Here is a 24,185-nt window from a genome sequence, read left to right as displayed (position 1 = left end):
CAATCAGTTCCTAAATACTTGCTTGCCGGCGTTGCTGGCAGCCGAAGTGTCTCCGGCGGCGCTGTTCTGGGCGATAATCCACAGAGTTATACACAGCGGGTGGACATTGGGCTACTGAGCCACTCTAGGGGATGGAATCGCTAGAAGATAGCTGGGAAGTTGCCTGTGGATAATTACACCGTTGTGGTTCTCAAAAGCGGCCTGTGAGCCACTTCATCCACAGGCTGCGAACTGCGGTTGGACACAGCTGTGGATACCTCCGCGGCAGGCTCCCGGTTTGACTGTGGGTCCCTTTTTGCCCTAACGTTGTGAAGTCCTTTGTGTCCGCTTTTGAGATCAGTTGTAACTCCGTACGTTCACCGTGCGGGAGGCAACGGCGGCAGGCACATACAAAACTTAGCGTCGGCCAGTTCTTCCCCTTTTTTGATCGGGTGGGCGCACCTTTGATCCACTGGAGTAACTAACGTGAGCAAGCGGACTTTTCAGCCGAATAACCGCCGTCGGGCCAAGAAGCACGGCTTCCGCCTTCGTATGCGCACCCGTGCCGGCCGTGCCATCCTGGCTGCCCGTCGCGGCAAGGGCCGCGTCGAACTGTCGGCGTAAATAACTGACTTGTCGGTCAGGGTCTTTTTGCAGGTTCGACGGTGCTAGCCACCCCTAACCGTCTGCGGACGTCTACCGACTTTTCAACAACTGTACGTTCCGGCGTCCGCAATGGACGCCGGAACTTAGTGTTATATACGGCCTCTATCGAGGCCGGGGAGCCGAGTCGAATCGGCATCATTGTCTCCAAAGCCGTCGGGAACGCCGTGACCAGGAACCTCGTTAAGAGGAGACTGAGAGAAGCAGGCGCACTGTCCTTGCATACGCATGGAACGGGTCTGGCGGTAGTAGTCCGGGCGCTGCCCGCAGCTGCAACAGCCAGCTGGGAGCAGTTGCTCTCGGACTACAACGCCGCACTGGCAGTGACGACGAAGCGATTGGGTGGCTCTGCTCCACGCAACGCTTCGACCGAACACAACGGCACCACAACGGAAGGGACACCGCGTGCATGACATAAGCACCGCCGTCGTTCCTTCCTCAAGCGACCCCTCCGGGAAGGTTCCCCATGGGAGCCTTCCGGCGGCGGTAGGCACGTTCCTCTGGGAGCTGCCCCGCAACATCCTCATTCTCTTGCTGAAGGCGTACCGTAAGGTCGTCTCGCCCCTGTACGGCCAGGTTTGCCGTTTCTTCCCCTCCTGCTCGGCCTACGCCTTGGAAGCAGTGACGGTGCATGGCGCCGTGAAGGGCAGCTGGCTCGCAGCGAAAAGGCTCGCGAAATGTCACCCTTGGAACGCCGGTGGAGTGGACCATGTCCCCGCCGGTCACCGTCATTGGCCTGAAGGCCGGACGCCCACAATTGTTGTACTGAACAATCCGGACCAGTTCCTGGCTGCTCAGGCTGATGAAGAAGGCCGCTCGGCGGCCTAACGAATAGGGATATCGTATGGACTTCTTTGAAACAATCATGTTTCCGTTCAAGTGGCTGGTGTCAATCATCATGGTTGGCTTCCACGAGGGACTGAGCTTCATTGGGCTGCCCGCCGCGAACGGCTGGACGTGGACTTTGTCCATCATTGGCCTCGTGTTGGTGATCCGTGCCGCCCTGATTCCTGTATTCGTCAAGCAGATCAAAGCGCAGCGCGGCATGCAGCTGCTGCAGCCGGACCTGAAGAAACTTCAGACCAAGTACAAGGGCAAGACCGATCAGCTGTCCCGCCAGGCCATGGCGCAGGAACAGATGGCGCTGTACAAGAAGCACGGCACCAACCCGTTCTCGGCTTGTTTGCCGATGCTGATCCAGATGCCGTTCTTCTTCGCCCTGTTCCAGGTGTTGTCGGGCATCTCCACTAACGCCAAGCAGGGCCAGGGCGTCGGTGCCATGAGTCACGAGCAGGTAGTTCAGTTCGATTCGTCCAGCATCTTTGGTGCGCCGCTGTCCGCTTCGCTCCTTCACGGTGACCCCAGTGGTGGCAACAGTGCTGTGGCTGTTTGGGTTCTGAGCATCATCATGATCATCGCCATGACGGCGTCGCAGTTCATCACCCAGAAGCAGATCATGGCCAAGAACATGTCCGAAGAGGCCATGGCCAGCCCGTTCATGCGCCAGCAGAAGATGATGCTCTACATCCTGCCGCTCGTGTTCGGTATCGGTGGCATCAACTTCCCCATCGGTGTCCTCATCTACTGGACCACCACCAACCTCTGGACCATGGGCCAGCAGTTCTTCGTTATCCGCCGTATGCCTACGCCGGGATCCCCCGCAGCCAAGGCGCTGGAAGAGCGCCGTGCCGCTAAGGGCCTGCCCCCGCTGCTGGGTGGAAAGAAGAACGCCGCCGCGGACGCTGCCGCTGAAGCCGAAGCTGCCGCTGCGGCAGCCGCCGAAATCAGGGCCCAGCGCGTCCAGCCACAACGTAAGAACAGGAAGAAGAAGTAATGTCTGCCGAGAGCACCGAAGAAGCAATGACCGCTGTGACCGAAGACCAAGAGGACTCGCAGGAAGAGACGCAGTCCAAGACGGCCAGCCGTTTGGAAGAGGAAGGCGACATCGCCGCCGACTACCTCGAAGAACTCCTGGATATCGCCGACATTGACGGCGACATCGACATCGAGGTCCGCAACGGGCGCACATACATCTCCATCGGTGCTGATGAAGAGTCAGCAGCGCTGGACAGTCTCGTGGGGCGGGATGGAGAAGTTCTGGAAGCCCTGCAGGAACTGGCCCGTCTTTCGGTCCTTTCGGCCACCGAAAGCCGTTCACGTCTCGTCCTGGACATCAATGGCTACCGCAAGGAACGCGCCGGCGTACTTCAGCAGATCGCCGAGGATGCTGTGGCGAAGGTCAAGGCTGATGGCGGCACGGTTGCCCTTGAGCCGATGAGTGCTTATGAGCGCAAGATCGTCCACGACGCCGTTGCTGATCTCGGATTCGTCTCCGAGTCCGAGGGCGAAGGCGCTGGCCGCCACATCGTCGTTTCGGCTGACTAGCAGCTCATGGTTGAAATCACGGCAGCTGAACTGGAAGCGGCAGAGAAAATCTTTGGGGAGCGCTTGGATCTTGCCAAGCGCTACGTGGAACATCTGGCTACGTCAGGTACTGAACGCGGGCTGATAGGTCCCCGTGAGATTCCGCGCCTTTGGAGTCGTCACGTCCTGAACTGTGCAGTAATTGAGTCCGCCATTGCCATGGACAGCCATGTTGCCGACGTCGGGTCCGGCGCGGGCCTTCCGGGCCTTTGCCTGGCAATTGCCCGCCCTGATCTCGAGCTGACCTTGATTGAACCACTGGAGCGACGCGTCATCTGGCTCCAGGAGGTTGTGGATGACCTCGGCCTGGACAACGTCACCATCATGAGGACCCGGGCTGAGCTCGCGGTCGGAATGGTGGATGCTGACGTCGTTACAGCACGGGCTGTTTCTGCCCTCTCCAATCTGGCTGGTCTCACCATCCCTCTCCTGAATGGTCATGGTGAAGTAGTGGCCATCAAGGGACGCAGCGCTGCGGAAGAGATCGAGAAGGCAAAGAAGGTCATCCGCAAGCTTGGGGGCGTGGAAACGTCAGTTGTGGTTTGTGGACAGGAACTTTTGGAGGAACCCACCACCGTGGTGAGGATCATCGTCAACAAGCCCGGAAAGACGGCGTAGGTCCCGCTCGGTTTCCCGCGTGTCGGCGGTCGAGCGGTTAGGCTAGAGAACGGCAGCAAGCGCCGAATGAGAGTGAGAGTGTGACCAGTGGGTAGTAGTGAAACCTCCACGCAGCGAATTCCCCCGTTTATGTCTTTGGGGTCCGCGCGGGCCATGGCTACACCCTCTGCATCTCTCCAGTCCGCAATAGTGCGAACTGATTCGGTTGATAACGCTGCCGTTTCACGTGAAACCGTCTCAGATGGAGTGCGTAACGTCATGGATTCCATCGATGATTCGAGTCCCATCGCCCGCCAGTTGGCTAACGAAACCCGACGCCGCGAACGGCTGATCGGCCGGGAACTGCCCAAGCCTGACAAAACCCGCATCTTCACGGTTTCCAATCAAAAGGGCGGCGTGGGTAAGACCACCACTACCGTGAACATTGCTGCCGCCTTGGCGTCTGCCGGTCTCAACGTGTTGGTGATCGACATCGACCCCCAGGGCAACGCCTCTACAGCTTTGGGTATTGAGCACCACGCTGACGTAGACAGCATCTACGATGTGCTCATCAACGATCTTCCGCTCAAGGAAGTTGTAGCTCCGTGCCCTGACATACCCAACCTGATCTGCGCGCCCGCCACCATTCATTTGGCCGGCGCCGAGATTGAGCTTGTTTCACTTGTTGCCCGCGAGCAGCGACTTCGCCGTGCTATTGACGTGTACGCCAAGGAGCGGGAGAACAATGGCGAGGGCCGGCTGGACTTCATCTTCATCGACTGCCCTCCCAGCCTGGGGCTGCTGACAGTCAACGCCTTCTGCGCCGCCAGTGAGGTGCTGATTCCCATCCAGTGCGAGTATTACGCCCTGGAAGGCCTGAGCCAATTGCTCAAGAACATCGAGATGATCCAGAAACACCTGAATGCAGACCTCGTTGTCTCCACCATTCTCTTGACCATGTACGATGGCCGCACGAACTTGGCTGCGCAGGTTGCATCCGAAGTACGCCAACACTTCCCCGAGCAGGTTCTGGGTGCTGTAGTTCCTCGGTCGGTACGCATCTCTGAAGCTCCGAGCTATCAGCAGACAGTCATGACGTACGATCCGTCTTCGAGCGGCGCGCTTTCCTACATGGAAGCCGCCGCCGAAATAGCTGAACGCTAGAATTCTTGAAACACTGCAACAGCTTGGGCCGGTCCGTGCTCGGCTATTCCATCGGAGGGATGAATCAATGAGCGAAAAGCGAAGGGGCCTCGGCAGGGGTCTTGGGGCTCTCATTCCTAGCTCGGCCGCGGCCCAAGGGAACGGTACCGCACCGTCCCGGCCCGTGGATCTATTTTTTCCCGAGGCCCGGAAAGCCGAGGAGCCTGCGACGGTAGAACCAGCGCTTGAGCAATCGGATGCTGTTGATTCAAAACCGTCTTCCGCAAAATTGCCCTCCAAGGCTTCGGCGACGAAGTCCTCCAGGGCAAAGACATCGACGTCGGCAAGGTCGGCTTCGAAACCCTCCGCTTCGCGTGCTGCCGCCGCTGGCAAGCCAGGTTCAGACGTAGCAGGTACGACGGCGGCCGCCGCGCCTGCCGCCGCATCCCCGGGCTCCGCAGCCGCGCCTGCCGCCGCATCCCCGGGCTCCGCAGCCGACGTGGAGCTGGTGGAAGTCCCTGGAGCGCGGTTTGCTGAGATCCCCGTCGGGGACATCCACCCTAATCGCAAACAGCCTCGTTCGGTCTTCGATGAAGACGACATGGCCGAGCTGGTGCACTCCGTGCGGGAAATCGGGGTCCTCCAGCCAATTGTCGTACGTACTTCAACCGAAAAGGGTGGAGAACCGTATGAATTGGTCATGGGTGAACGTCGCTGGCGTGCAGTGCAAGCCGCGGGACTCGAAACGATCCCTGCGATTGTCCGCGATACCACCGACGATGACCTTCTCCGTGATGCCCTTCTGGAAAACCTGCATCGGAGCCAGCTGAATCCGCTGGAAGAAGCAGCAGCGTACCAGCAGCTCCTGGAGGATTTCGGCACCACGCACGAACAGCTCGCAGACAGGATCGGTCGGTCCCGTCCGCAAGTATCCAACACGCTGCGACTGCTTAAGCTTCCACCATTGGTTCAACGCCGAGTAGCTGCGGGTGTCTTGTCCGCCGGGCATGCTCGGGCCTTGCTTGCACTCCCCGACGCTGCGGCCATGGAACGAATGGCGCAGAAGATCGTGGCGGAGGGTATGTCCGTCCGTGCCACCGAAGAATCAGTTGCTCTCTACCAGGATCCCACTACGCCGGCCAAGAGCAGCATCCCGAAGCCCAACGCCCGGCACGAACGGTTGGACTACCTCGCTTCATCGCTCTCGGACCGTTTGGACACAAACGTGAAAATCACTTTGGGTGCACGCAAGGGACGCGTCAGTATTGAGTTCGCCAGCGTTGAGGATCTCAACCGCATTATGGATGTCTTGGGCCCTGGCGCAGAGGACTAAATACAACTATCGATGAATGGGGCTCACATATGCCATGTGGGTCCCATTTGCTATTAAGCTCATCAAGTCATGCGCGGTTCTCGACAAAACCCTGCCGACTTCCGTTAGGTTCCGTGTTTCACGTGAAACGACGTGTCTGCTTGATGCAATGCGGGAGCTGAGCCGAACGAGCGCCTAGTTGTCGTGTGCAGACGTGTTGCCGGTCGACCGAGGATGCAATCGGACAACCAGGTCAACACTGTCACGAATTTCCCCCGAGTGGCCCCAGCTTGGAGTTGGTACGCTGACTTCCCTCCACATTTCCGAGGTTTCGCCAGCAATACTCCGGTCTTCCCATCCGATCCGGGCAGCACGGGAGATCCGTGACCCACTGCCGTTCTGCAGCTTCCACAGTGGCAACACTAGTGTGGTGGAAAGGTTGAGGTCCCTATTCGCGCATTCGGAAGTTGGTTCGTCGTCTCGAAGCACAGCGAATAGGTGGAGTTCCATCGGCTTCGGGTAGATATACGGACACCGGGCCCCGTGCGAGTACCTTGTCAGGATAAACCGAACGACGTAGCTGAGACCAATCTTCGAAATTATAAGAATAGCGGTGTCCACAAGACGGCTAGTTTCACGTGAAACGTGCGGTCGGGTAGGCCCCCCAAGGTGTTTGGTCTGCTTCGGCGTGTTCCTTTTGCGGTTTCCCGGCTCATTCCGGGGAATTTGGTGTTTATCTGATCGTTTATGGCCGTGACATCGGGACCTATGGCAGTCAAGGACATAGTTGGGAGGTTTCTGAGTCGCCGTTCCAGAGACTAGGCAGGATACGGGCTATAACTGACGGCCTCGTTTCTATAGGGATTTGCACTGGTTCCCTTCCACAACAGAGGGACGGCTCAATGATGGATCCTCCTTCGCTGGATGTGATCTGAAGCTGTAAGCAGGGTGATATTTCGCGCGCAAGGATCAGCGAGGTTTGGGTCTGGAGTCCCCTCGCGAACCAGCGTTGGTATTGCGCTGAGGCGGGCGACTAGCATTCGAAGTGAGGGCGCACGCAGGGAATTGTTATGTTTCACGTGAAACGCAGCTATTAGACGGCAGGAGTGTGCGCCTCGACATGGGTAGCTTCGGTCATGCACGAGCGGCATATGCGTGCGTGGTCCTGCTACGGTCTTGGACGCGCCCGGCAGCGTGAATTCTCCTGATATCGGAACGCAAGGTGATTATTCTGCGACCGTTTCACGTGAAACAGTACTCTGTTACTCGACCCTTCTCCACATTGCTTCGGCTACAGATGAAAAACCAATGCGCACGTCGGGTGCGTTCTTGTAACAGCCTGGCGACGTAGCATTTGCCGCCTCGCCATTGCGAAGCCTGTGGGTGGCTTCTGCGCAGCGCGCCCAGAAAGTCTCCATTCGCTGACGTGCGATGCCTTGACAGGTACCCGGCCGTGGAGACGGCAACATTCGTGTTCACCTAGCCAGGGACAGGATGGCTGTTGCCTCGTGTCGAGTTCCTTGGAATGGGGGCTCCAAACGCGTCATATGCGTAGGACCCCGAACCGGTCCCATGTCGGCGCCCATCCATCGCCTTGGGCCTGCCCTTCTGATGGACCTTCGGTTCAATGCCCACATTCCCAAATGGGTGAGTTGTTCTGGGAAGAACGCCTTGCCGCCGGGCTTTCCAGCGTGCCGAGACGCTTAACGGCCGTACAGGCAGCCGAGAATCGTTCAGGAAGGGTTTGTGGGGGTTACATAGCCGAGAACGCTATTTCTCCCCCGGACCCCTTTCTCGGGCCCGTCCTCGGAGATGCAGTGGGACGCGCAGGTTGCCGAGGGCTGCCAGCGGAAGAGTAGTCTGCCAATGCTTCTCAGCAGCGGAAGAGTAGTCTGCCAATGCTTCTCAGCAGCGGAGAATCTACTTCCGCTGAGTAGTTTCCCTACACCTACCTAGGCCTTTTCCTTCATTGGAACGGGCTGTCCTCCCTCAGGCACTGATGCGCCCCAGCCGCCTTAGACAGCAGGGCCTCCGCCACCGGCTGCTCAAGGGTGTATTGGGGCTCCAACATGGCGGCTGGGCACGCCTGCGGGTGAAACGTGCTCTTCGGCGCGGATTCGTCTTCGGCGTGGATTGGTCTTCGAAGTTCCGTCAAAGAGGTGCAGGGCACTCCGGTGTCGGCGCGGATAGTGAGTCCCCAATCCAAGTCTGCCGAGATCCTGGGGAAATATGGCAAATAATATCTAACCGCTTCCCGAGGGCGGCGCGACTTAGCTGGGACTCGTGGTGGGTCAAGCAACGCTATGACACTAGGGATAGTCCCTTACAGCGTTCCCTGCACCCATTACAAAGGGCCGGGAGATGTTGAAGCAGTTGGATCTTTGCAGCGTATATAAGGACACTGCAGGTCACAGTGATGAAGCACACGATTGGTCTGATGTTGGAGAACTGACTTTATAGCCTGAGAGGCTCGATCACCACTATCCAAGTCCAGAGCCTCCGGCCGGAAGCAGAGCCTATTGTTAGAGCCTGACACACGGAGCCGGAAGCCCCCGCAACACACAGAGGTGTCGCTGTCTTGTTTCACGTGAAACGGCGCTGTATGGGTTCTGTTCGAGGCAGTGCGGGTGCCCTCGGAGGTCGGGAGACTAAGGTGGATAAGTCGGTGGATAACCATGTGGAAAACGTTGGGGATAACTCTGTGGATTCCCAATGGATTCGCATTGACCGCCTTGGTCCTCCTGCAGGTCCAGGGATCCAGCGGAGGGGCCTACTGATCGTGAGATGCTCAATATGTCGTGATCTGTGATCGGTCAGTGCAACTAGCGCGCCCGAGATTGTCCTGTGAGACCAATTTTCATTGATTTAGCGGGCTAAGACCTGAGTTGGGCGCTTCCGGATCGGCCGGCCCCAGTATCTGCTCTTCAGGTCACCACGGTCTTCACCTATTCCACGTATCTGCGACTGCGATATCCACTTGTAAGTCAAATGTGGGCAATGTCATGAGCGGTGGATAAGCCTGTGGATAACATTGTGCATAAGTCCGTGGATAATTACCGCTGTCGTCGCCTAACTCTTAAGCCTCCCCCTGGTTGGCTTTGGTGCAGGAGGCACTTGAGTGCACTGTACCTGCGTGGACCACGAGGGCTTATGACCTCCCTCTCTGCGGAAGGCGGGTTGAGTTACGATCGTCACTTGAATAGGACATGCTCACGCGGAGCTTCGTCTCCTGTGCCTGCGCCACACTCCATGACGTTCAATGGGAGAACAGCATTCGGCTCGGCATATTCATCCGATGTCTACGGCCCTATGCGCAGGGATGACTGAACTAAGTGGTCGATCGTATGCAAGCAGCAAGTTCAATCTCATGCGCCACGGTCTCCTAACAAGACGCAGTTGACCGCGCCCATTGTCTCCCCGGGCCCAAAGAATCAAGTAGCATCGACTCCTGTCTCGGTCAGGCTTTGGCAACCGGCGTCATTCATGTCAGTCATTATGAGACCTCCTGCTTTGCGACTTCCGCCTGCGTTCACGCACGACGACTTGAACCCCACACTGTTTCACGTGAAACGTTCCGCATTGCTCTTCGTTGTTTCACGTGAAACAGCCGAAGGTGACCCAAGGATTGCCAAGGCTTCCGATGGGGCATCTAGAGGTTCATGAGCCCTGAATAGCGCAGCACGGTGCCGCCGAGGCGATGTGGATGCGCCAGGCTCTAGCCGCTCAGCTTCGATGATGATGGGGGCTTGTGTGCCGCCAGGGTTTGCTGGCCGCAGTCGGCAATCGCCTTTCGCGTTCAGTGGAGTGGTTATGTACGTGTCATTCAATTCTGAGGCGCCCGAAGCAATCGTCGGTGTAGCGCCAACAATAGTCCTGCCTGCATTGGTGGGTGCGACACGATGCCTCGATGGATGTCTCCTTCTGCGTCGGGGCGAGCCACTCGGGTGCGGGTCGGAGATGAATTTGCACGGGCCCGCTCGTGGGTGGCCTGCGTGCCGGCTGCGAACTCGGAGCTCACCCATCGTGGATGAGGCCACTCCATCGCTGTGGCCTAGCGCAGCGAACTTATGGGCGGCTCATCTTCCTGGCCACTACGGAGCTGCAAGGGCCTGATCACCTTTGATCCTTGCGAGCCAATAGCTGGTGCATTATTGGGTGGTAGGGAAACGACGAATAGTGCGAAAAGCCCGACAAACCGTGCCCTGTTTCACGTGAAACACTGCTTGCTTGAGCCAAGGGGTGGTCGCTCGTCCGCACATGCCCGCGCTATGTGTTGGCAAGAATCATTACCGACCTGCTCAGACCACGAGGCAGGAATGAGAACTTCTTGTGTTCAGCTTCAATTGAGCCTTTGGCTGCCCCCTCCTGAGAGTGGCGGCACCCTGTCGGAACTAAGGACTCGGCAAGAGGATCTCCAATGAACTCCCAGCACACTAATCCGACGTGGCAGGGCGGAACGCCGGCGGAACGCGGTTCTAGTGAGATGTATGGTGCAGGCGGAGCTCCAGCTATGCTCCTCTAAACGCTAGGTGGAGTCGTGCGGCGTAGGGGCAGTGTTGCGCGTGGATGTAATCGGATGGGGTGCTGGAGTGTGGCCTGGTCTCGGCGTGACGCTTGGGAGCGTCGACCTGATTCGGCACTGCTTTTCTGCGCGCAAACCTGGGCTGGGTGGTGGTTGGGTAGCCAATTCGCGCCTAGCCGCACTCCTTCTTGATGAGATGTCGGCTGTCTGTAGGAGATTAGAGCAACTGGCAATGCCTGAAGTTGCCATGGAGGCCCAACCTACGGAGACCATGGGCGAAGATGCCCTGACCATTTTGTAGCTGTCTAGCGGCAGGAGCGGCATTCAGTGGGTCATCGTCGTGTAGCGGTGCCAAGATCCCCCCCGAAGGCACTCGCCGCCCAAAGAGCGCGTCTGGCGGCTATCAGGGTCCCCTAGGGGTGCCGTAGGAGGCGGTGCACCCACAGCGGAGCCTGCACAGCCCTGACTTGGCCGTTGAGTCTCTAGGGACGACGGATTCTTCGATTTCAAGGGATATGGATTGGGGTTGTATGACAACATAACCTTCCAAAGGTCGTTATCGCGGCATATGGAACTGCAACCGAACCAGACTTTGACTGTGACACCACTCAGCCCAGTCCGAAATTGTCCGAGTTGAGCTGATTTTCCGCGTAGTTCGTTCGATTCCCCGCCGTCCGGTCATGGCGCAGCCAAGGGACATCCCAGCCACGCGCACTGAAACTATCCGTGCCGATAGAAGCGCGCAACGGATTGCCTCCCAATTGTCGCTGTGGTGCACTTAATGGCTGTTCTGCTGATTTAGCCGCCCGCCCAGCCAACGGCGCAGTCGCAGCGATGCAACCGAGGACGTTTCACGTGAAACTGGCAATGACGTCCTAGGGTGACACAACGGGCAGACACCGTGAACGCGAACGCGCTGTTTCACGTGAAACAAGACTTCCCGTACGGACCAGCGTCTTTACCCCACGTCAGAGATCCCTCAGTTCGTCGATATTGGTGCTCTAGACGTGGGACGGACTCAGCACCACTAACGCTGCCGCGCACCCGAGTCACTACTAAACTCGTTCCCCGCCGACGGGCGGTACAGGCCAGGTTGTAACATTTCCTCAAGCAGCGCGAAGTTAAGCGGGACCCGATACCGCCCCACCAGCCCAGCTAGATCGCCGCCGTGACCCGAGACTAGGACTCGGAGGATCCGGAGTGGACGGGGGAGGTTCCGGGCGAGGACCCTCAGCGACGCGGCTCCTACTGGGAGAAGTCAATCCACTCGGCGGGCCGGGAATGAGAAACACGCGACCGGAAGATCTAAAGGGGTGTGTCGAGCTGACTTCTCCCTACCCCTGGTAGGGAGAAGTGAAGTGACCAATTCTGAGAAGGAGTGAGCCTGCCCAGAGCAAGAAGGTTGTTTAAGTGACCTATTCTGGTTTATGTCCTTCTGAGCAGCAAAAAGCCGGCGGTTTCCGCTCCCTCGGGAGCAGCAACCGCCGGCTTTCTACGAATTAGATCAGAAGAGAAGCCTAGGACAGGACGTCCGCAAATTCCTTTTCGAAGAACTGCTTCGGCTTGGCACCGATGACAGTGCTCTTCACTTCTCCCCCACTGAACAGGTAGACGGCCGGGATGGACGTGATGCCATATTCGGCGGCGATCGCGGGGTTGTCGTCGACGTTGAGCTTTACTACGTCAACCTTCTCGCTGTACTCAACGGAGATCTCGTCCAGGATGGGACCGAGCTTGCGGCAGGGGCCACACCACTCTGCCCAGAAGTCCACGATGACCGGCTTCTCGGAAGCCAAAACATCCGTGCTGAAGCTTGCGTCAGTTACGTCTTTTGCGTTGCTCATAACTTTTCCCTTCGTATGGTTGCTTGGATGCAGTCTAGGAGTGCAGGTCTGCGAGGTAGTGCTCTACGTCAAGGGCAGCCACACAACCGGAGCCCGAAGCCGTGATGGCCTGGCGGTACGTGGGGTCGATGACATCGCCCGCGGCGAAGACACCCTTGACGTTGGTTCGGGAGCTACGGCCTTCTACGGCGATGGTTCCCTCGGGGGTCAGATCAACCTTGCCCTTGATGAGATCCGTGCGGGGGTCGTTGCCGATGGCCACAAACACGCCGGTGACTGCGAGTTCGGACTCGGTGCCGTCCACCAGGTTCTTCAGCTTCAGGCCGGTGACCTTGTCTTCACCGAGAACATCTTCAACAGCGGTGTTCCAGACAAAGTTGATCTTCTCGTGAGCCTGGGCACGGTCACCCATGATCTTTGAAGCCTTGAGGGTATCGCGGCGGTGGACAACGGTAACGGACTTCGCGAACTTGGTGAGGAACAGTGCCTCCTCCATGGCGGAGTCGCCACCACCGATAACGGCGATGTCCTGATCCTTGAAGAAGAAACCGTCACAGGTTGCACACCAGCTAACTCCGTGGCCGGAAAGGCGCTTTTCGTTGGCCAGGCCGAGCTCGCGGTATGCCGAACCCGTGGACAGGATGATGGCCTTCGCCTGGAAGGTCTCCCCCGTTCCGATGGTCACAGTCTTGATGTCGCCGTCGAGGTCCAGCTCGGTGACATCCTCGAACTGGATCTCGGTGCCGAAACGAGCGGCCTGCTTTTCGAAGTTCTCCATCAGGTCCGGGCCCATGATGCCCTCCGGGAAACCCGGGTAGTTTTCCACGTCCGTGGTGTTCATCAGTTCGCCACCAGCTGTAACGGAACCGGCAATGAGCAGAGGCTTCATGTTGGCGCGGGCGGTGTAAACGGCGGCGGTGTAGCCGGCAGGGCCTGAACCTACGATGATGACGTCACGCACCTGCGATGCGCTGTTTTCTGCAATGCTCACGTGGCGTGAACCTCTTCCTTAGTCGATGCTGCGGCTTTCGGGGCAGCCACCTGACTCAACCCCTGTTGCTTTCCAAATATTCCGTTGGAGTTGGGGACCCTAAGAGCCACCATCATTCAGGGTACCGTCTGCAGGCATGCCGAATCTAAGCGGTGACGCCAATGTAGGTAGCAGTAGAGGCCGTTCCGACGAGTCAAAACGGCCTCTACTGCTACCTAGTTGGGTTTGGCTACTGGACCGTGACCTCGGCCAGGCGCAATCCGAATCCGAATCGCGTCTTCGGTGCAGCCAGCTTCGGGAGTGCGCTGATGACTACGATGACGTACTGGGTCTGCGCCGGTGCTGCGAGCGGCATGGTCAGTTCCGGGGACGTGAAGCTGTTGGTGCCCACGAGTTTTGCGCCGTCCATCGCAGGACGATCGTTGGTGTAGACGCTGATGCTACCGCCGGAGCCACCCAACTGGTTGAGCACTACCGACTTAACCTCGGTGGGTTCCTTGAGCTTAACCACAAGGGGCATGTCTTCGAAGAGCCCACCCCAGTTTGCAGAGGCGAATTCCATGTCCGACCAGTAGCTGGCAGCGTTACCGTCAAAGGCCCTGGCAAGGTCCTTGTCATAGGTGGCGGCGAAGGGGAAGTCGCCGAGGCGCGTGATGCCTTCAATTTCCGGTGGTGTGGCCGGGGCCGGAGCTTCTGTGGGCGCGGGTTCCTCGGTTTCCGCGGCGGAAGATTGAGGGGCAGGCGTGCTTTGCGTCGCGGCAGGTGCACCACTGGGCAGGAGGCTACCCAGATTGGTCACCGCCAGCACGAGTCCGACCACCAAGACAGCTGCGAGAAGGCCGCCTACCAGCCAGCGCAGGGAACGCGGTTCCTTCTCAGGAGCCTCGTCTTCGTAAACTTCCTCGTCCTCGTAATCGTCCGTAACAGCTGACGACGCCGGGAAGCTGCTTGGCGCGCGATCGTAGCCGGAGTCGGTCCCCCGGCTTGCTACACCGGAACCACCCGCAGCTGCAGCGGCGCCTGAGCCGCTAAAGCCGTAGTCCTCTTCGGACCACAGCGAAACCTTTGGCTCCGCAGCAGACTCGCGGCTGGCGGGCGGCGAGACGGGCGAAGTCGAAACGGGCTGCGATGAAACAGCCTGGGTGGGCGGCTGCGAGGCAACAGCAGGCGACGCTCCGCCCCTGGAACCAGGGCCGGCAGAGGCAGCGCCAGCGTCGGCAGAACCAGTAGCGGCAGCTCCGGCGTCGTTGTTCTTGGAACCCGCATGCTTCAGCGCTGCAGCGGCAGCAACACCCGCTGCTCCGGCACCGGCAGCGGCCGCTGCCAGCTTCCCCGCGATACCGCTCTTCGGTGAAGAGGGGCTGGACGAAGGCATAGGCGGTACGTGAGGCGCGGTGCGTGCTGGGGCAGCAGGCACCGAGTCAGGCTCATCGTTGGACTCGGACGGGATGGGGTAGCCGTTTTCGTCGTACTGGATGTACTCGGCGTCGTGCTCGTCATCCTCGTACAGGCCATCGTAAGTTTCAGGCTCATAGGTGCGCGGCTGGCCGAAGATCTCGCTTCCGAGCGTTTCGGTGAAGAAAGGCTCGATGTACGGCGGGTTGGTGGCGACCACAAGGTCCAACAGATCGGGGGCGGTGCTGTGGTTGGTGATCAGGTACGTGGTGTTTTCACTGATGCCCAAGTCCAGGATCTGAACGTGGCCCGGCCTCTCCCCAGTGGCTACTTCGCGGGCGCTCTGAGCAACCTGCTCGGCATTTCCGGGACCGGCAACAAGGATGCTCACGGGACGGTTGAGGACTTGGTCCACGCCGTCGAGCACCTGATCTTGGTCATGCGAGGTCAATACATTGGCCGTGACCTTGTAGCGGCCGCCAAGTACTGATCCGACGTCGATCGGGTGGGACACGTGTTCCTCCTAGGCTGTCCGGCAGCTGCGGTCCTGCACATGGCTCCCCCGGCGAGCCGGTTGAACCGCTTTTGCAACTACCTATATTCGTTTCTAGCCTAGCGGATTGACGCCCGCCGCCCACGTTGGCGCCACCGGCTTACTTCCTGTGGTTGCGCTTAGTGGGGAAGTACGGATTCTGTCCTGCGTCGCCTTGGTATGTCCGCCGACCCGGCAAGGGGACCTGCGGACGGAACCTGCCGCCGCGAGCCGTGCCGGGCGTGTCTTCCTCCGGCAGGTAGTTCTTGGGTGCGTCAGGTGAGTTTCCGGCGGCGGGTTCGGCAGCCCGCTGTGGAGCGAGCGCAGGCCCGGCCCTGAAGGAGGCAGCATCGAACTCGCCGGAGATGCGCGGAATCAGACCTGTATCGTCCGAGACCGTGGCGCGTGCCGGCGTCGTGGGTTCCGGTGCTGCACCGGTGACAGGTGCGGGTGCTCCCCGGCCCAGACGGCCCATGAGCGGACGTAGGAGGTCGCGCAGTTCGGTGACGTGGAAGACGCGCAGGAGGACCAGGTAGGCGAGCAGCATGACGGGCCCGACGACGACGACAGTCACCAAGGCGGCCGGCCGGCTGCTCCACGCGAAGCCGTCAGCGCGGTAGCTGCCCAAAAGCCACAAGGCCCCAGCGCCGGCTAGCGCAGATCCCAAGCCCGCGTAACCCATGCGAATGTACGAATTGGCAATGCGGGGACCGTCCAGGTGACCCAACAAGCGGCGAAGGAACACCACGCTGATCACCACAGAGAGGATGTTGCCCAGTGTGTAAAGGATGGCGATCGCGTAGATGATCTGGCCGACGGGGAGGAACTGGATGAAGAACGCTCCCACCACGTAGATCACGGCCAGCCACAACTGGACATACAGGGGCGTACGGGCATCCTCGTTGGCGTAGAACACACGGGACATCATGAAGTTCGCACTCAGGAACGGTGTGCTCAGGGCGAGGATGGTGAGCGTTTGGGCCAGCATGACGCCGTCCTGCGGTTCGCCGCCGGAGAAGAACATGCCCAGGGGGCCGGCCAGCGCGAACAGCGCCAGGGCACCGAAAACCGTAGCGACGGCCATGGTGCGGAGACCGTGGGACAGGGCGTCACGCAGTTCGGCTTTGTTGCCGTCCTGCGATGCGCGCGTCATGCGGTTGAAGAGGACGGTGGCCAAGGACAACGCGATGATCGAGTGCGGCAGCAGGTACAGCTGGCTGGCGACTTCCAGCACGGCGTTACCTGGGAGGACGGCCGCAGCGGCTCTGTCCCCGGCGTTGTCCAAACGGAGGCGCTCGGCACCGGGAATCGTGGCGATCCTCATGACGTAAAGGAACGCTAACTGCCCGACGGCGGCCGTCGCCAGCGTCCACACACTCAGCTTTGCTGCCTGGCCGAGTCCAACGCCGCGCCAGCCGAAACGAGGCCGGAGCCCAAGGCGCAAACGGAAGACAGGAATGAGCAGGATTGCCGTCTGGGCGACCACACCAAAAGTAGAGAAGCCAGCAATCAGGAGCGTCTGGGTGGGTCCCCAATTGTCCAAAGTGTGCGGGTTGTAGACGTTCTCGCCCAGAATCCAGATGAACATCCCCAGGCCGGCGATGGCCACGAGGTTGTTGAGGATGGGGGCCCACATGGCGGGCCCGAACGCTCCGTGGGCGTTCAGCACCTGCGTGAGGAGGGCGTAGAGCCCGTAGAAGAAGATCTGAGGCAGGCACCAGAAAGCGAAGGTGACTGCCAGCGCTTTCTGTTGCTCGGAATAGCCCTGGGTGGTGAGGTCGATTACCAGGGGCGCCGCAAGTGTTACTAGCGCCGTCAGCGCCAGCAGCACCAGGACTGCGAGTGTCAGCAGGCGGCTGATGTAGTCCGCGCCGCGGTCCGGGGCCTTGCTGGCCTTGATGATCTGAGGGACCAGGACGGCATTGAACACGCCGCCTGCTACCAACAGGAAGATCAGGTTCGGCAGGTTGTTCGCGTTAATGAACGTGTCATTGATCGTGGAGCCCAGGCCGAGGGCGGCACCGAGCATCCACGTTTTGGCGAAGCCAAGGAACCGGGAAACCAGCGTTCCTGCTGCCATGATGGCGCTGGAACGTGCTTCTCCGGATTGAACGGACTGGGTTGTTTTGGCTTCAGACATCGCCTTTATCGTCCCATGTACCCGGGTCAGAGGTGTTCGGGCAGCACTTCCCGTGCCAAATCGGCGATGCGGCGTTCATTCGGGAAGGACAATTTCCGGGCCAGTTCCTGGATGGGAACCCATGCGGCGTCAACGGCCTCCTGGTCCGGATCATTCTCGATGGTCAGCTCGCCGCCCGTGGCCCGGAGCAGAAAATGGTGCACGGTCTTGTGGACGCGGTGGCCGCTCACGGTGAACCAGTAGTCGATGCTGCCGAGGGGCGCCAGGATGCTGCCTTCGATGCCGGTTTCCTCGGCGATCTCACGTACGGCGGCTTCCTCGTTGTTCTCGCGACCTTCGGGATGACCCTTCGGGAGGCACCACTCAAGCCGGCCACCCCTATTAAGGCGGGCGATAATCGCAACCCGGAGTTCGCCGTCGGACGTGTCTACTACAACGCCACCGGCTGACACTTCCTCCACAGTGGGAAGCGAGGCCTGCACCGGATGCTGCTGGGCGGGCGCGACGTGCGCACCGATTGCCGACGGCAACGGTGCGTTTGTCCTCCTGCCAGGAGCGCTCGGGATCGGGTTGGCCATGAGGTCCACTCTAACGACTCTTGCCCTCGAGTGATGACCGGGACATGGCCACAAGATGGACTGCAGGAGATGCTCCGCGGACGCATGCCTGATTTCGCATGGAGCAGTGGCCCACTGCAGAGCAAAAATCTGCCAAGCTTAAGGAACTATGGCGCACGTATTGGACAGCTCTTCTGTTAACTTCACCATCGATCCGGTGGTGCTCGACCTCGGGCAGCGCTTTGTCGATGCCGGCTTCGAGTTGTCCCTGGTCGGTGGACCTGTGCGCGATCTCTTCCTGGGGAGGACATCCCCGGACCTCGACTTCACCACCGACGCCACGCCGGACCAGACCATCTCCGTCATCAAGAAGTGGGCGGACAACTTCTGGGAAATCGGCCGCGCCTTCGGCACCATCGGTATGAAGAAGAATGGCTTCCAGATCGAAGTCACCACGTATCGCGCGGAGGCTTACGACCCCGATTCGCGAAAGCCGGTGGTGGCGTTCGGCAACTCCCTGACCGACGACCTGCTGCGCCGCGACTTCACCATCAACGCCATGGCGCTGCGGCTGCCAAGCCTGGAACTCGTAGATCCGTTCGGCGGCGTCCGCGATCTCCACGCGTCCGAGCTCGCCACGCCAGGCGCCCCCGAGGCCTCGTTCTCCGACGATCCGCTGCGCATGATGCGCGCGGCCCGATTCGCCTCCCAGCTAGGCGTCTCGGTTCACGACGACGTCCGGCTCGCCATGTCTCAGATGGCCGACCGCATCAAGATCATCTCCGCCGAGCGCGTCCGGGAAGAGCTGGTCAAGCTCATCAACGGAGCGCACCCGCGGGTAGGCATAGACCTCCTGGTGGACACGGGGCTCGCTGAGTTCGTGCTCCCTGAGGTTTCCGCCCTGCGCCTCGAAGCCGATGAACACCACCGGCATAAAGACGTGTACCAGCACTCGCTGCAGGTCCTTGAGCAGGCTGCCGCATTGGAAACAGGACCTGACGGCCCCGTGCCCGGCCCTGATTTTGTGCTGCGGTTCGCAGCGTTGATGCACGACGTCGGCAAGCCGGCTACGCGCCGCTTTGAACCGGGCGGCGCGGTGAGCTTCCGCCACCATGACGTTGTTGGTTCCAAGCTGACAGCCAAACGGATGAAAGCGTTGCGTTTCGACAACGAGTCGATCAAAGCTGTGTCCCGCCTGGTCGAACTACACATGCGTTTCTACGGTTACGGCGATGCCGGCTGGAGCGATTCCGCTGTACGTCGCTACGTCACCGATGCAGGTCCCCTCCTGGAACGCCTGCACCGGCTTACCCGCTCCGACGTCACTACGCGTAACCAGCGCAAGGCCGACCGTCTGTCCTTCGCCTACGATGACCTTGAGCATCGCATTGCGGCGCTTCTGGAACAGGAATCGCTGGCGGCCGTCCGGCCTGACCTAGATGGGGCGCAGATCATGGCGCTCCTGGGACTCAAGCCCGGCCCGGTAGTGGGGCGGGCTTACAAGTTCCTTCTGGAAGAGCGGATGGAACACGGACCTCTATCCCCCGAGGAAGCCGAGCAGAAACTCTTGGCTTGGTGGGAAACGCAACCCGAGTCCGCCGTCGTCGAGCCTTTGACCGAAACTGAGGAGCCCTCATGAACGCAGCGACTTCCCCGCGTCCGCAACTCTGGATCCTTCGCCATGGTGAGACGGAATGGTCCAAGAGCGGGCAGTACACAGGTCTGACGGATCTTCCCCTCACTGTTGAGGGTGAACAGCAGGCTGTTGAAGCCCGCAAGGTCCTGGAAAGCATCGACTTCGACCTCGTCCTGACTTCACCGCTTCGCCGTGCACGCCGCACGGCAGAACTTGCAGGCTACCCGGAGGCTGTCCATGAGCCGCTGGCCGTCGAATGGAACTACGGCGACTATGAAGGCATCAGCTCGGACCTGATCCGCAAGGACAACCCCGACTACCTCATCTGGACCGATGGCGTGCCCAACGGGGAAACACTGGACGAAGTTGCTGCACGGGCCGACAAGATCATTGGACGCGTCCTGGAATCCGGAATGGACAACGTCCTGATAGTGGCCCACGGTCATTTCTCCAGGATCCTCACCGCCCGCTGGCTGGAAATGGACGCCCGCGAAGGCCGGCACTTCATCCTGGGAACGGCGAAAGTCTGCACCCTTGGTTGGGATAAGCGGACGCCCGCAATTGTGCGTTGGGGCCTCTAAAACAAGAATTTAGAAAAAGTTTTAGCGAATTAGCTAATTTCGCTGGTCAAACTCCTTCTTCATGAGGTAGCTTATATCTTGTTCCCAGAGCGACCCGCCGGGAACGAGGCGCGCATTCCCTGGTTCAGTCAGCCGGGACAATGCCACAGCAGGCTGCTTATCAGCCAGGCTGGTTATCAGCCAGAAAAGGAGGTTGGGAAAAATGATTACTTTGACTAGCGGACGGAAGTTGACCGTCACTGCTACCCCGGCCTCTGCTGATGACGCGCGCCATTTTTGCTCTCTGACCCACTCCTGAACCACCGGACCGGCTTGTTTGCCGGCGGTGTTCCTGACGGCCTCCTCTCTTTGGATGGCTGAGTAGTCAGTTGTAGGCGCGGACCCACGCAGCATGCCGCGGGTGCGCAGTTTCCCCATAGTTCGGAACCAGCTTCTTGTTGGGTCGACTGCTGGAAGCACGCGCTATTGCACGGCGATTTGGGCTTTCCCGATTCGGTCCGCAAATCCCCTTATTAGCCTCGGCTATTTATGCCCTTTTGGCCCTTGATTTCTTTTGAATTCATTTGGCCTTAATTGTCGCGCCTAAATGCCGGTATTTCTTTGACGAAAGGAGGTGAACCATGCGCAAACGCCCCGAAGACATGCGTTTCTACAAGAGCACCGATGCTCCCAAGGACCGCACTTTGTTCAACGGCCAGCTGCTCGACCAGCGCCGTGAAGACGTCTACGTTGTCCTGCACCAGATGGGACTCATCCGCTGATTCCCAACAGCTGCGCCAGAAGGAGTTCAGGTGCCACACATTCATGCTGAATCTCAAGGAGCCCACGCGGCTACGCGTGGGCTCCTCCCCTTTTAATCCCATGATGCTCTGACCCAGTGCACCTCGCAGGACTGTAAGCTCGATCGCATGCAGGAGACGAAGCCTCACCGGCTACAAAAACGTGCCCGCTTTGTGGTTCCCAGCCGCAGCGACGCCCTGCTCCGGAACTTCACGGAACTCGTGGGCGGACCCTTGGGCAAGCATTCGTCGCCAGAGAACATTTCACCCGGCCCGTTCACTGTGGAACGGGTCCTGATAATCCTCACCGTTGTGGCTGCACTGCTCGCCGTAATCGCAAAGGATTACTGCCGCGTCCGTGGCTGGGAGACTCCCGGCCAGTTCTACGCGACCTGCTATTCGGACTTCCCTGAGCTCTTCCGGAACCGCGGTCTCGGTGAGGGCATATTTCCCTTCTTCACCCAAGGCAGCCTGTTCGAGTATCCAGTGCTCATGGGCATCATCGCCGGCGTGACAGCTTTTCTGGTGCCCGGCCAAGGCATGGGGAACGAACGCATCCTGGGTTACTTCGATGTCAACGCAACACTGATCGTCGCGATTTGGATCGTTACCGTCCTCCTGACGGCCAGGATCAACAGGCGCCGCCCTTGGGACGCAGCCATGGTGGCCGTAGCACCCGGGATCATCCTGGCCGGGTTCATCAACTGGGACATGTGGGCTGTGGGGCTGCTGGCTTTGGGCATGTACCTGTTCTCCAGGGACAAGCTGATCCTGGCAGGAGTGGTCATCGGTCTGGGAGCTGCCACCAAGCTGTACCCGGCCCTCATACTCGGTGCCGTGTTGCTGTTGGCCCTCCGAACCGGGAAGTTGCGTGCCTTCTTCATCACAGCCGGTGCGGCCGCAGCATCCTGGCTGGCGGTGAACTTGCCCATCGCAGCGATGAACCCTTCGGGCTGGCAATACTTCTTTGAATTCAGCCAGGATCGCCCTGCCGGGTACAGCTCACCTTGGTTTGCCTACAACCTCGTGGCGGACAGGGTCCGTTGGGTGCAGATTGACGGCGCAGCCATCAATTCCATGGCACTGTTTCTGTTCGTCCTGGCGTGCGTACTTATCGGTGCTTTGGCCTTATGTGCTCCACGGCGACCCCGTCTGGCCCAACTGGTGTTCCTGATTGTTGCCGCATTCATCCTGACCAATAAGGTCTACTCGCCCCAGTTCGTCATCTGGCTCATACCGCTCCTCGCTCTGGCCCGCCCCCGCTGGCGCGACTTCCTCATCTGGCAAGCCGCAGAAGGGCTGCATTGGGCCGCCATCTGGATGTATCTGGGCCAAACGACCAGTGGCGGATCCGTCCAGCACAACATTGATATGTCCTACTACGTGCTGGCCGTGGGTGTACATATGGTTGCAACGGCATATCTCATGGTGCGGGTGGTCATCGATATTTGGGACCCTGCCCAGGATCCACTACGCGCGTATGGCGAGGACGATCCCCATGGTGGACCATTCGACGGCGCCCGGGACTGGCTGAGGCTCGACGCTTTCCGCCCCTCCCGGTCAGCGCTGCCGTGGCGTCCTCGGGCTACGGTGGAGACTACCGACCCCAAAGCACCCCAGCGTACGGAGGTAAACAGCGATGGTTGATGTCGCCGTCGTCGGCGCCGGTCCTAATGGCCTGGCCGCCGCAGTGGTTATGGCCCGTGCGGGCCTGAGTGTCCATCTCTACGAAGCAGCCGATGCGATCGGTGGTGGGTCCCGGACCAGTGAGTTGATTGAACCCGGCTACCTCTACGACGTGTGCTCCGCAGTGCATCCCATGGCTGTTGCGTCGCCCTTTTTCCGCGCTTTCGAGCTGTCGCAGCGCGTGGACCTGAGGGTGCCGGAGGTCCAGCACGGTACGCCGTTGGACATCGGAGGTGCGGCCTTGGCCTACCAATCCCTGGATCGGACGGTGCAGGAGCTGGGTGTCGATGGACCCGCTTACCGACGCCTGATGCAGCCGTTGCTGGAGCGGGTGGACGGGCTTGTGGAATTTACGTCCAACCAACTCCTGCGCATTCCAAAGGATCCTCTGGCGGCAGTCAGGTTTGGGCTGGCAACCCTGGATCAGGGGACCCCGATCTGGATGCGCCGATTCCGCGAAGAAGCCGCCCCTGCGCTGCTGACGGGTGTGATGTCACATGCCCTTGGATCGCAGCCGTCCCTTAGCTCAACGGGTGCCGGGCTGTTGCTCAGCACTCTGGCCCACTCGGGCGGTTGGGTGATACCCGTTGGCGGCTCCATGTCCATTGCCCGGGCCATGGCTGACGATCTTACTGCTCACGGCGGCACCATCCATGTGGGCGAACGCGTGGGTTCGCTGGATCAGGTCCGGCCCGCGAAGGCCATCTTGCTGGATGTTGCCCCGCCAACTCTGGCGCGCTTGGGCGGCTCGGAAGTTCCCGACCGTTACCGTCGCGCACTTGAAGCATTCCGCTTCGGGAATGCAGCGTGCAAGGTGGACTTCATCCTGTCCGGCCCTGTTCCGTGGCGTGATTCCGGATTGGCGAAGGCAGGGACTGTCCACGTTGGCGGTTCACGGCAGGCAATGGCAGAGTCCGAGAACCTGGTGGACATGGGCAAACATCCAACGGAACCCTATGTCCTGGTGTCCCAGCCATCCGTGGTGGATTCGACGCGGGCTCCGGAAGGTCGTCACGTTTTATGGTCTTATTGCCACGTCCCCGCTAACTCCAAGGTGGACATGGCCGAAGCTGTCACAGCGCGCATCGAGCGGTACGCACCAGGCTTCCGGGATGTTGTGGTGGCGTCAAAGACCACGACGGCGGCGGAACTGTCCGCGTACAACGAGAACTATGTTGGCGGTGACTTCAGTGCAGGACTGTTGGACCTGCGTGGTCTGGTGCAACGGCCGGTTATATCCAACGTGCCTTGGCGAACGCCAATGGAGGGCGTGTATCTGTGTTCCTCGTCAACGCCGCCTGGTCCGGGGGTTACGGGAATGCCCGGGTACCACGCGGCAAGGTATGCCCTGAAGGACATATTCAAGATGCGAGTACCCGGGCTGGGCGTCGGACTGTAGCGGCT

At 59.9% G+C, this 24,185-nt stretch carries 19 protein-coding genes; 13 read left to right on the top strand and 6 right to left on the bottom strand.

The annotated features are described in order from the left end of the window. The first annotated feature begins 465 nt into the window (after positions 1-465). The 8 genes from rpmH (at position 466) to ACNAOT_RS22895 (ending at position 6,139) form a co-directional block, all read left to right on the top strand. Positions 466-603 (top strand): 50S ribosomal protein L34, encoded by a 138-nt coding sequence (gene rpmH, locus ACNAOT_RS22930; RefSeq protein ID WP_011776797.1) that lies wholly within the window; start codon positions 466-468, stop codon positions 601-603. A 41-nt stretch (positions 604-644) separates the two neighbouring features. Continuing rightward, the gene (gene rnpA / locus ACNAOT_RS22925) at positions 645-1,055 is read left to right on the top strand and encodes a ribonuclease P protein component (protein ID WP_420179535.1); all 411 of its coding nucleotides are present in this window, start codon (positions 645-647) and stop codon (positions 1,053-1,055) included. Beyond that, a complete protein-coding gene (gene yidD / locus ACNAOT_RS22920; protein ID WP_420179534.1) occupies positions 985-1,470 on the top strand; it encodes a membrane protein insertion efficiency factor YidD in 486 nt (161 codons plus the stop codon). The genes rnpA and yidD overlap by 71 nt, the downstream gene beginning before the upstream one ends. 16 nt (positions 1,471-1,486) lie before the next feature. Next, positions 1,487-2,476 carry a membrane protein insertase YidC gene (yidC, locus tag ACNAOT_RS22915; RefSeq protein ID WP_091464261.1) on the top strand — a complete coding sequence of 330 codons (990 nt, stop codon included), beginning with the start codon at positions 1,487-1,489 and terminating at the stop codon, positions 2,474-2,476. Next, positions 2,476-3,027, top strand: coding sequence for a protein jag (locus tag ACNAOT_RS22910; protein WP_017199746.1), 552 nt, complete (start codon positions 2,476-2,478; stop codon positions 3,025-3,027). The genes yidC and ACNAOT_RS22910 overlap by 1 nt, the downstream gene beginning before the upstream one ends. A 6-nt stretch (positions 3,028-3,033) precedes the next feature. Beyond that, on the top strand, positions 3,034-3,684 hold the full coding sequence (gene rsmG, locus ACNAOT_RS22905; protein WP_011776793.1) for a 16S rRNA (guanine(527)-N(7))-methyltransferase RsmG: 651 nt from the start codon (positions 3,034-3,036) through the stop codon (positions 3,682-3,684). Between the two features lie 87 nt (positions 3,685-3,771). Next, positions 3,772-4,827, top strand: coding sequence for a ParA family protein (locus ACNAOT_RS22900; protein ID WP_402938817.1), 1,056 nt, complete (start codon positions 3,772-3,774; stop codon positions 4,825-4,827). A 67-nt stretch (positions 4,828-4,894) separates the two neighbouring features. Continuing rightward, positions 4,895-6,139 carry a ParB/RepB/Spo0J family partition protein gene (locus ACNAOT_RS22895; protein ID WP_420179533.1) on the top strand — a complete coding sequence of 415 codons (1,245 nt, stop codon included), beginning with the start codon at positions 4,895-4,897 and terminating at the stop codon, positions 6,137-6,139. A 6,018-nt stretch (positions 6,140-12,157) separates the two neighbouring features. On the opposite strand, the gene trxA is transcribed toward ACNAOT_RS22895, so the two are convergent. From trxA to ACNAOT_RS22870, 5 genes are all read right to left on the bottom strand, one after another. Next, on the bottom strand, positions 12,158-12,484 hold the full coding sequence (gene trxA / locus ACNAOT_RS22890) for a thioredoxin (protein ID WP_014923339.1): 327 nt from the start codon (positions 12,482-12,484) through the stop codon (positions 12,158-12,160). Between the two features lie 34 nt (positions 12,485-12,518). Further along, positions 12,519-13,475: a thioredoxin-disulfide reductase gene (trxB, locus tag ACNAOT_RS22885; RefSeq protein WP_420179532.1), complete on the bottom strand. Its 957-nt coding sequence runs from the start codon at positions 13,473-13,475 to the stop codon at positions 12,519-12,521. A gap of 229 nt (positions 13,476-13,704) precedes the next feature. Further along, positions 13,705-15,384: an ABC transporter substrate-binding protein gene (locus ACNAOT_RS22880; RefSeq protein ID WP_420179531.1), complete on the bottom strand. Its 1,680-nt coding sequence runs from the start codon at positions 15,382-15,384 to the stop codon at positions 13,705-13,707. A 139-nt stretch (positions 15,385-15,523) separates the two neighbouring features. Then, positions 15,524-17,542, bottom strand: coding sequence for a murein biosynthesis integral membrane protein MurJ (gene murJ / locus ACNAOT_RS22875; protein WP_420179530.1), 2,019 nt, complete (start codon positions 17,540-17,542; stop codon positions 15,524-15,526). Positions 17,543-17,568: 26 nt separating this feature from the next. Then, positions 17,569-18,072, bottom strand: a complete 504-nt coding sequence (locus ACNAOT_RS22870) for an NUDIX hydrolase (protein ID WP_026005276.1) — start codon at positions 18,070-18,072, stop codon at positions 17,569-17,571. A gap of 196 nt (positions 18,073-18,268) precedes the next feature. On the opposite strand from ACNAOT_RS22870, the gene ACNAOT_RS22865 reads away from it, so the two are divergent. Further along, positions 18,269-19,738 (top strand): CCA tRNA nucleotidyltransferase, encoded by a 1,470-nt coding sequence (locus tag ACNAOT_RS22865; RefSeq protein WP_091464245.1) that lies wholly within the window; start codon positions 18,269-18,271, stop codon positions 19,736-19,738. Next, positions 19,735-20,316, top strand: coding sequence for a histidine phosphatase family protein (locus ACNAOT_RS22860; protein WP_091464242.1), 582 nt, complete (start codon positions 19,735-19,737; stop codon positions 20,314-20,316). Before ACNAOT_RS22865 ends, ACNAOT_RS22860 begins: the two co-directional genes overlap by 4 nt. Positions 20,317-20,349: 33 nt before the next feature. On the opposite strand, the gene ACNAOT_RS22855 is transcribed toward ACNAOT_RS22860, so the two are convergent. After that, entirely contained in the window at positions 20,350-20,733 is a 384-nt protein-coding gene (locus tag ACNAOT_RS22855) for a hypothetical protein (RefSeq protein ID WP_420179529.1), read from the bottom strand. A gap of 203 nt (positions 20,734-20,936) precedes the next feature. On the opposite strand from ACNAOT_RS22855, the gene ACNAOT_RS22850 reads away from it, so the two are divergent. From ACNAOT_RS22850 to ACNAOT_RS22840, 3 genes are all read left to right on the top strand, one after another. Further along, complete coding sequence (locus tag ACNAOT_RS22850; RefSeq protein WP_017197242.1) at positions 20,937-21,077, top strand: hypothetical protein; 141 nt, start codon at positions 20,937-20,939, stop codon at positions 21,075-21,077. A 147-nt stretch (positions 21,078-21,224) separates the two neighbouring features. After that, complete coding sequence (locus ACNAOT_RS22845; protein WP_420179528.1) at positions 21,225-22,742, top strand: glycosyltransferase family 87 protein; 1,518 nt, start codon at positions 21,225-21,227, stop codon at positions 22,740-22,742. Continuing rightward, on the top strand, positions 22,735-24,180 hold the full coding sequence (locus ACNAOT_RS22840) for a phytoene desaturase family protein (protein WP_420179527.1): 1,446 nt from the start codon (positions 22,735-22,737) through the stop codon (positions 24,178-24,180). Before ACNAOT_RS22845 ends, ACNAOT_RS22840 begins: the two co-directional genes overlap by 8 nt. The last annotated feature ends 5 nt before the right edge of the window (positions 24,181-24,185 follow it).

The organism is Paenarthrobacter sp. TA1.8 (genome assembly GCF_048595705.1).
GTDB lineage: Bacteria > Actinomycetota > Actinomycetes > Actinomycetales > Micrococcaceae > Arthrobacter > Arthrobacter nitroguajacolicus.
Note: the sequence above shows the minus strand (reverse complement) of the source record. Positions and strands in the feature narration are given on the sequence as shown.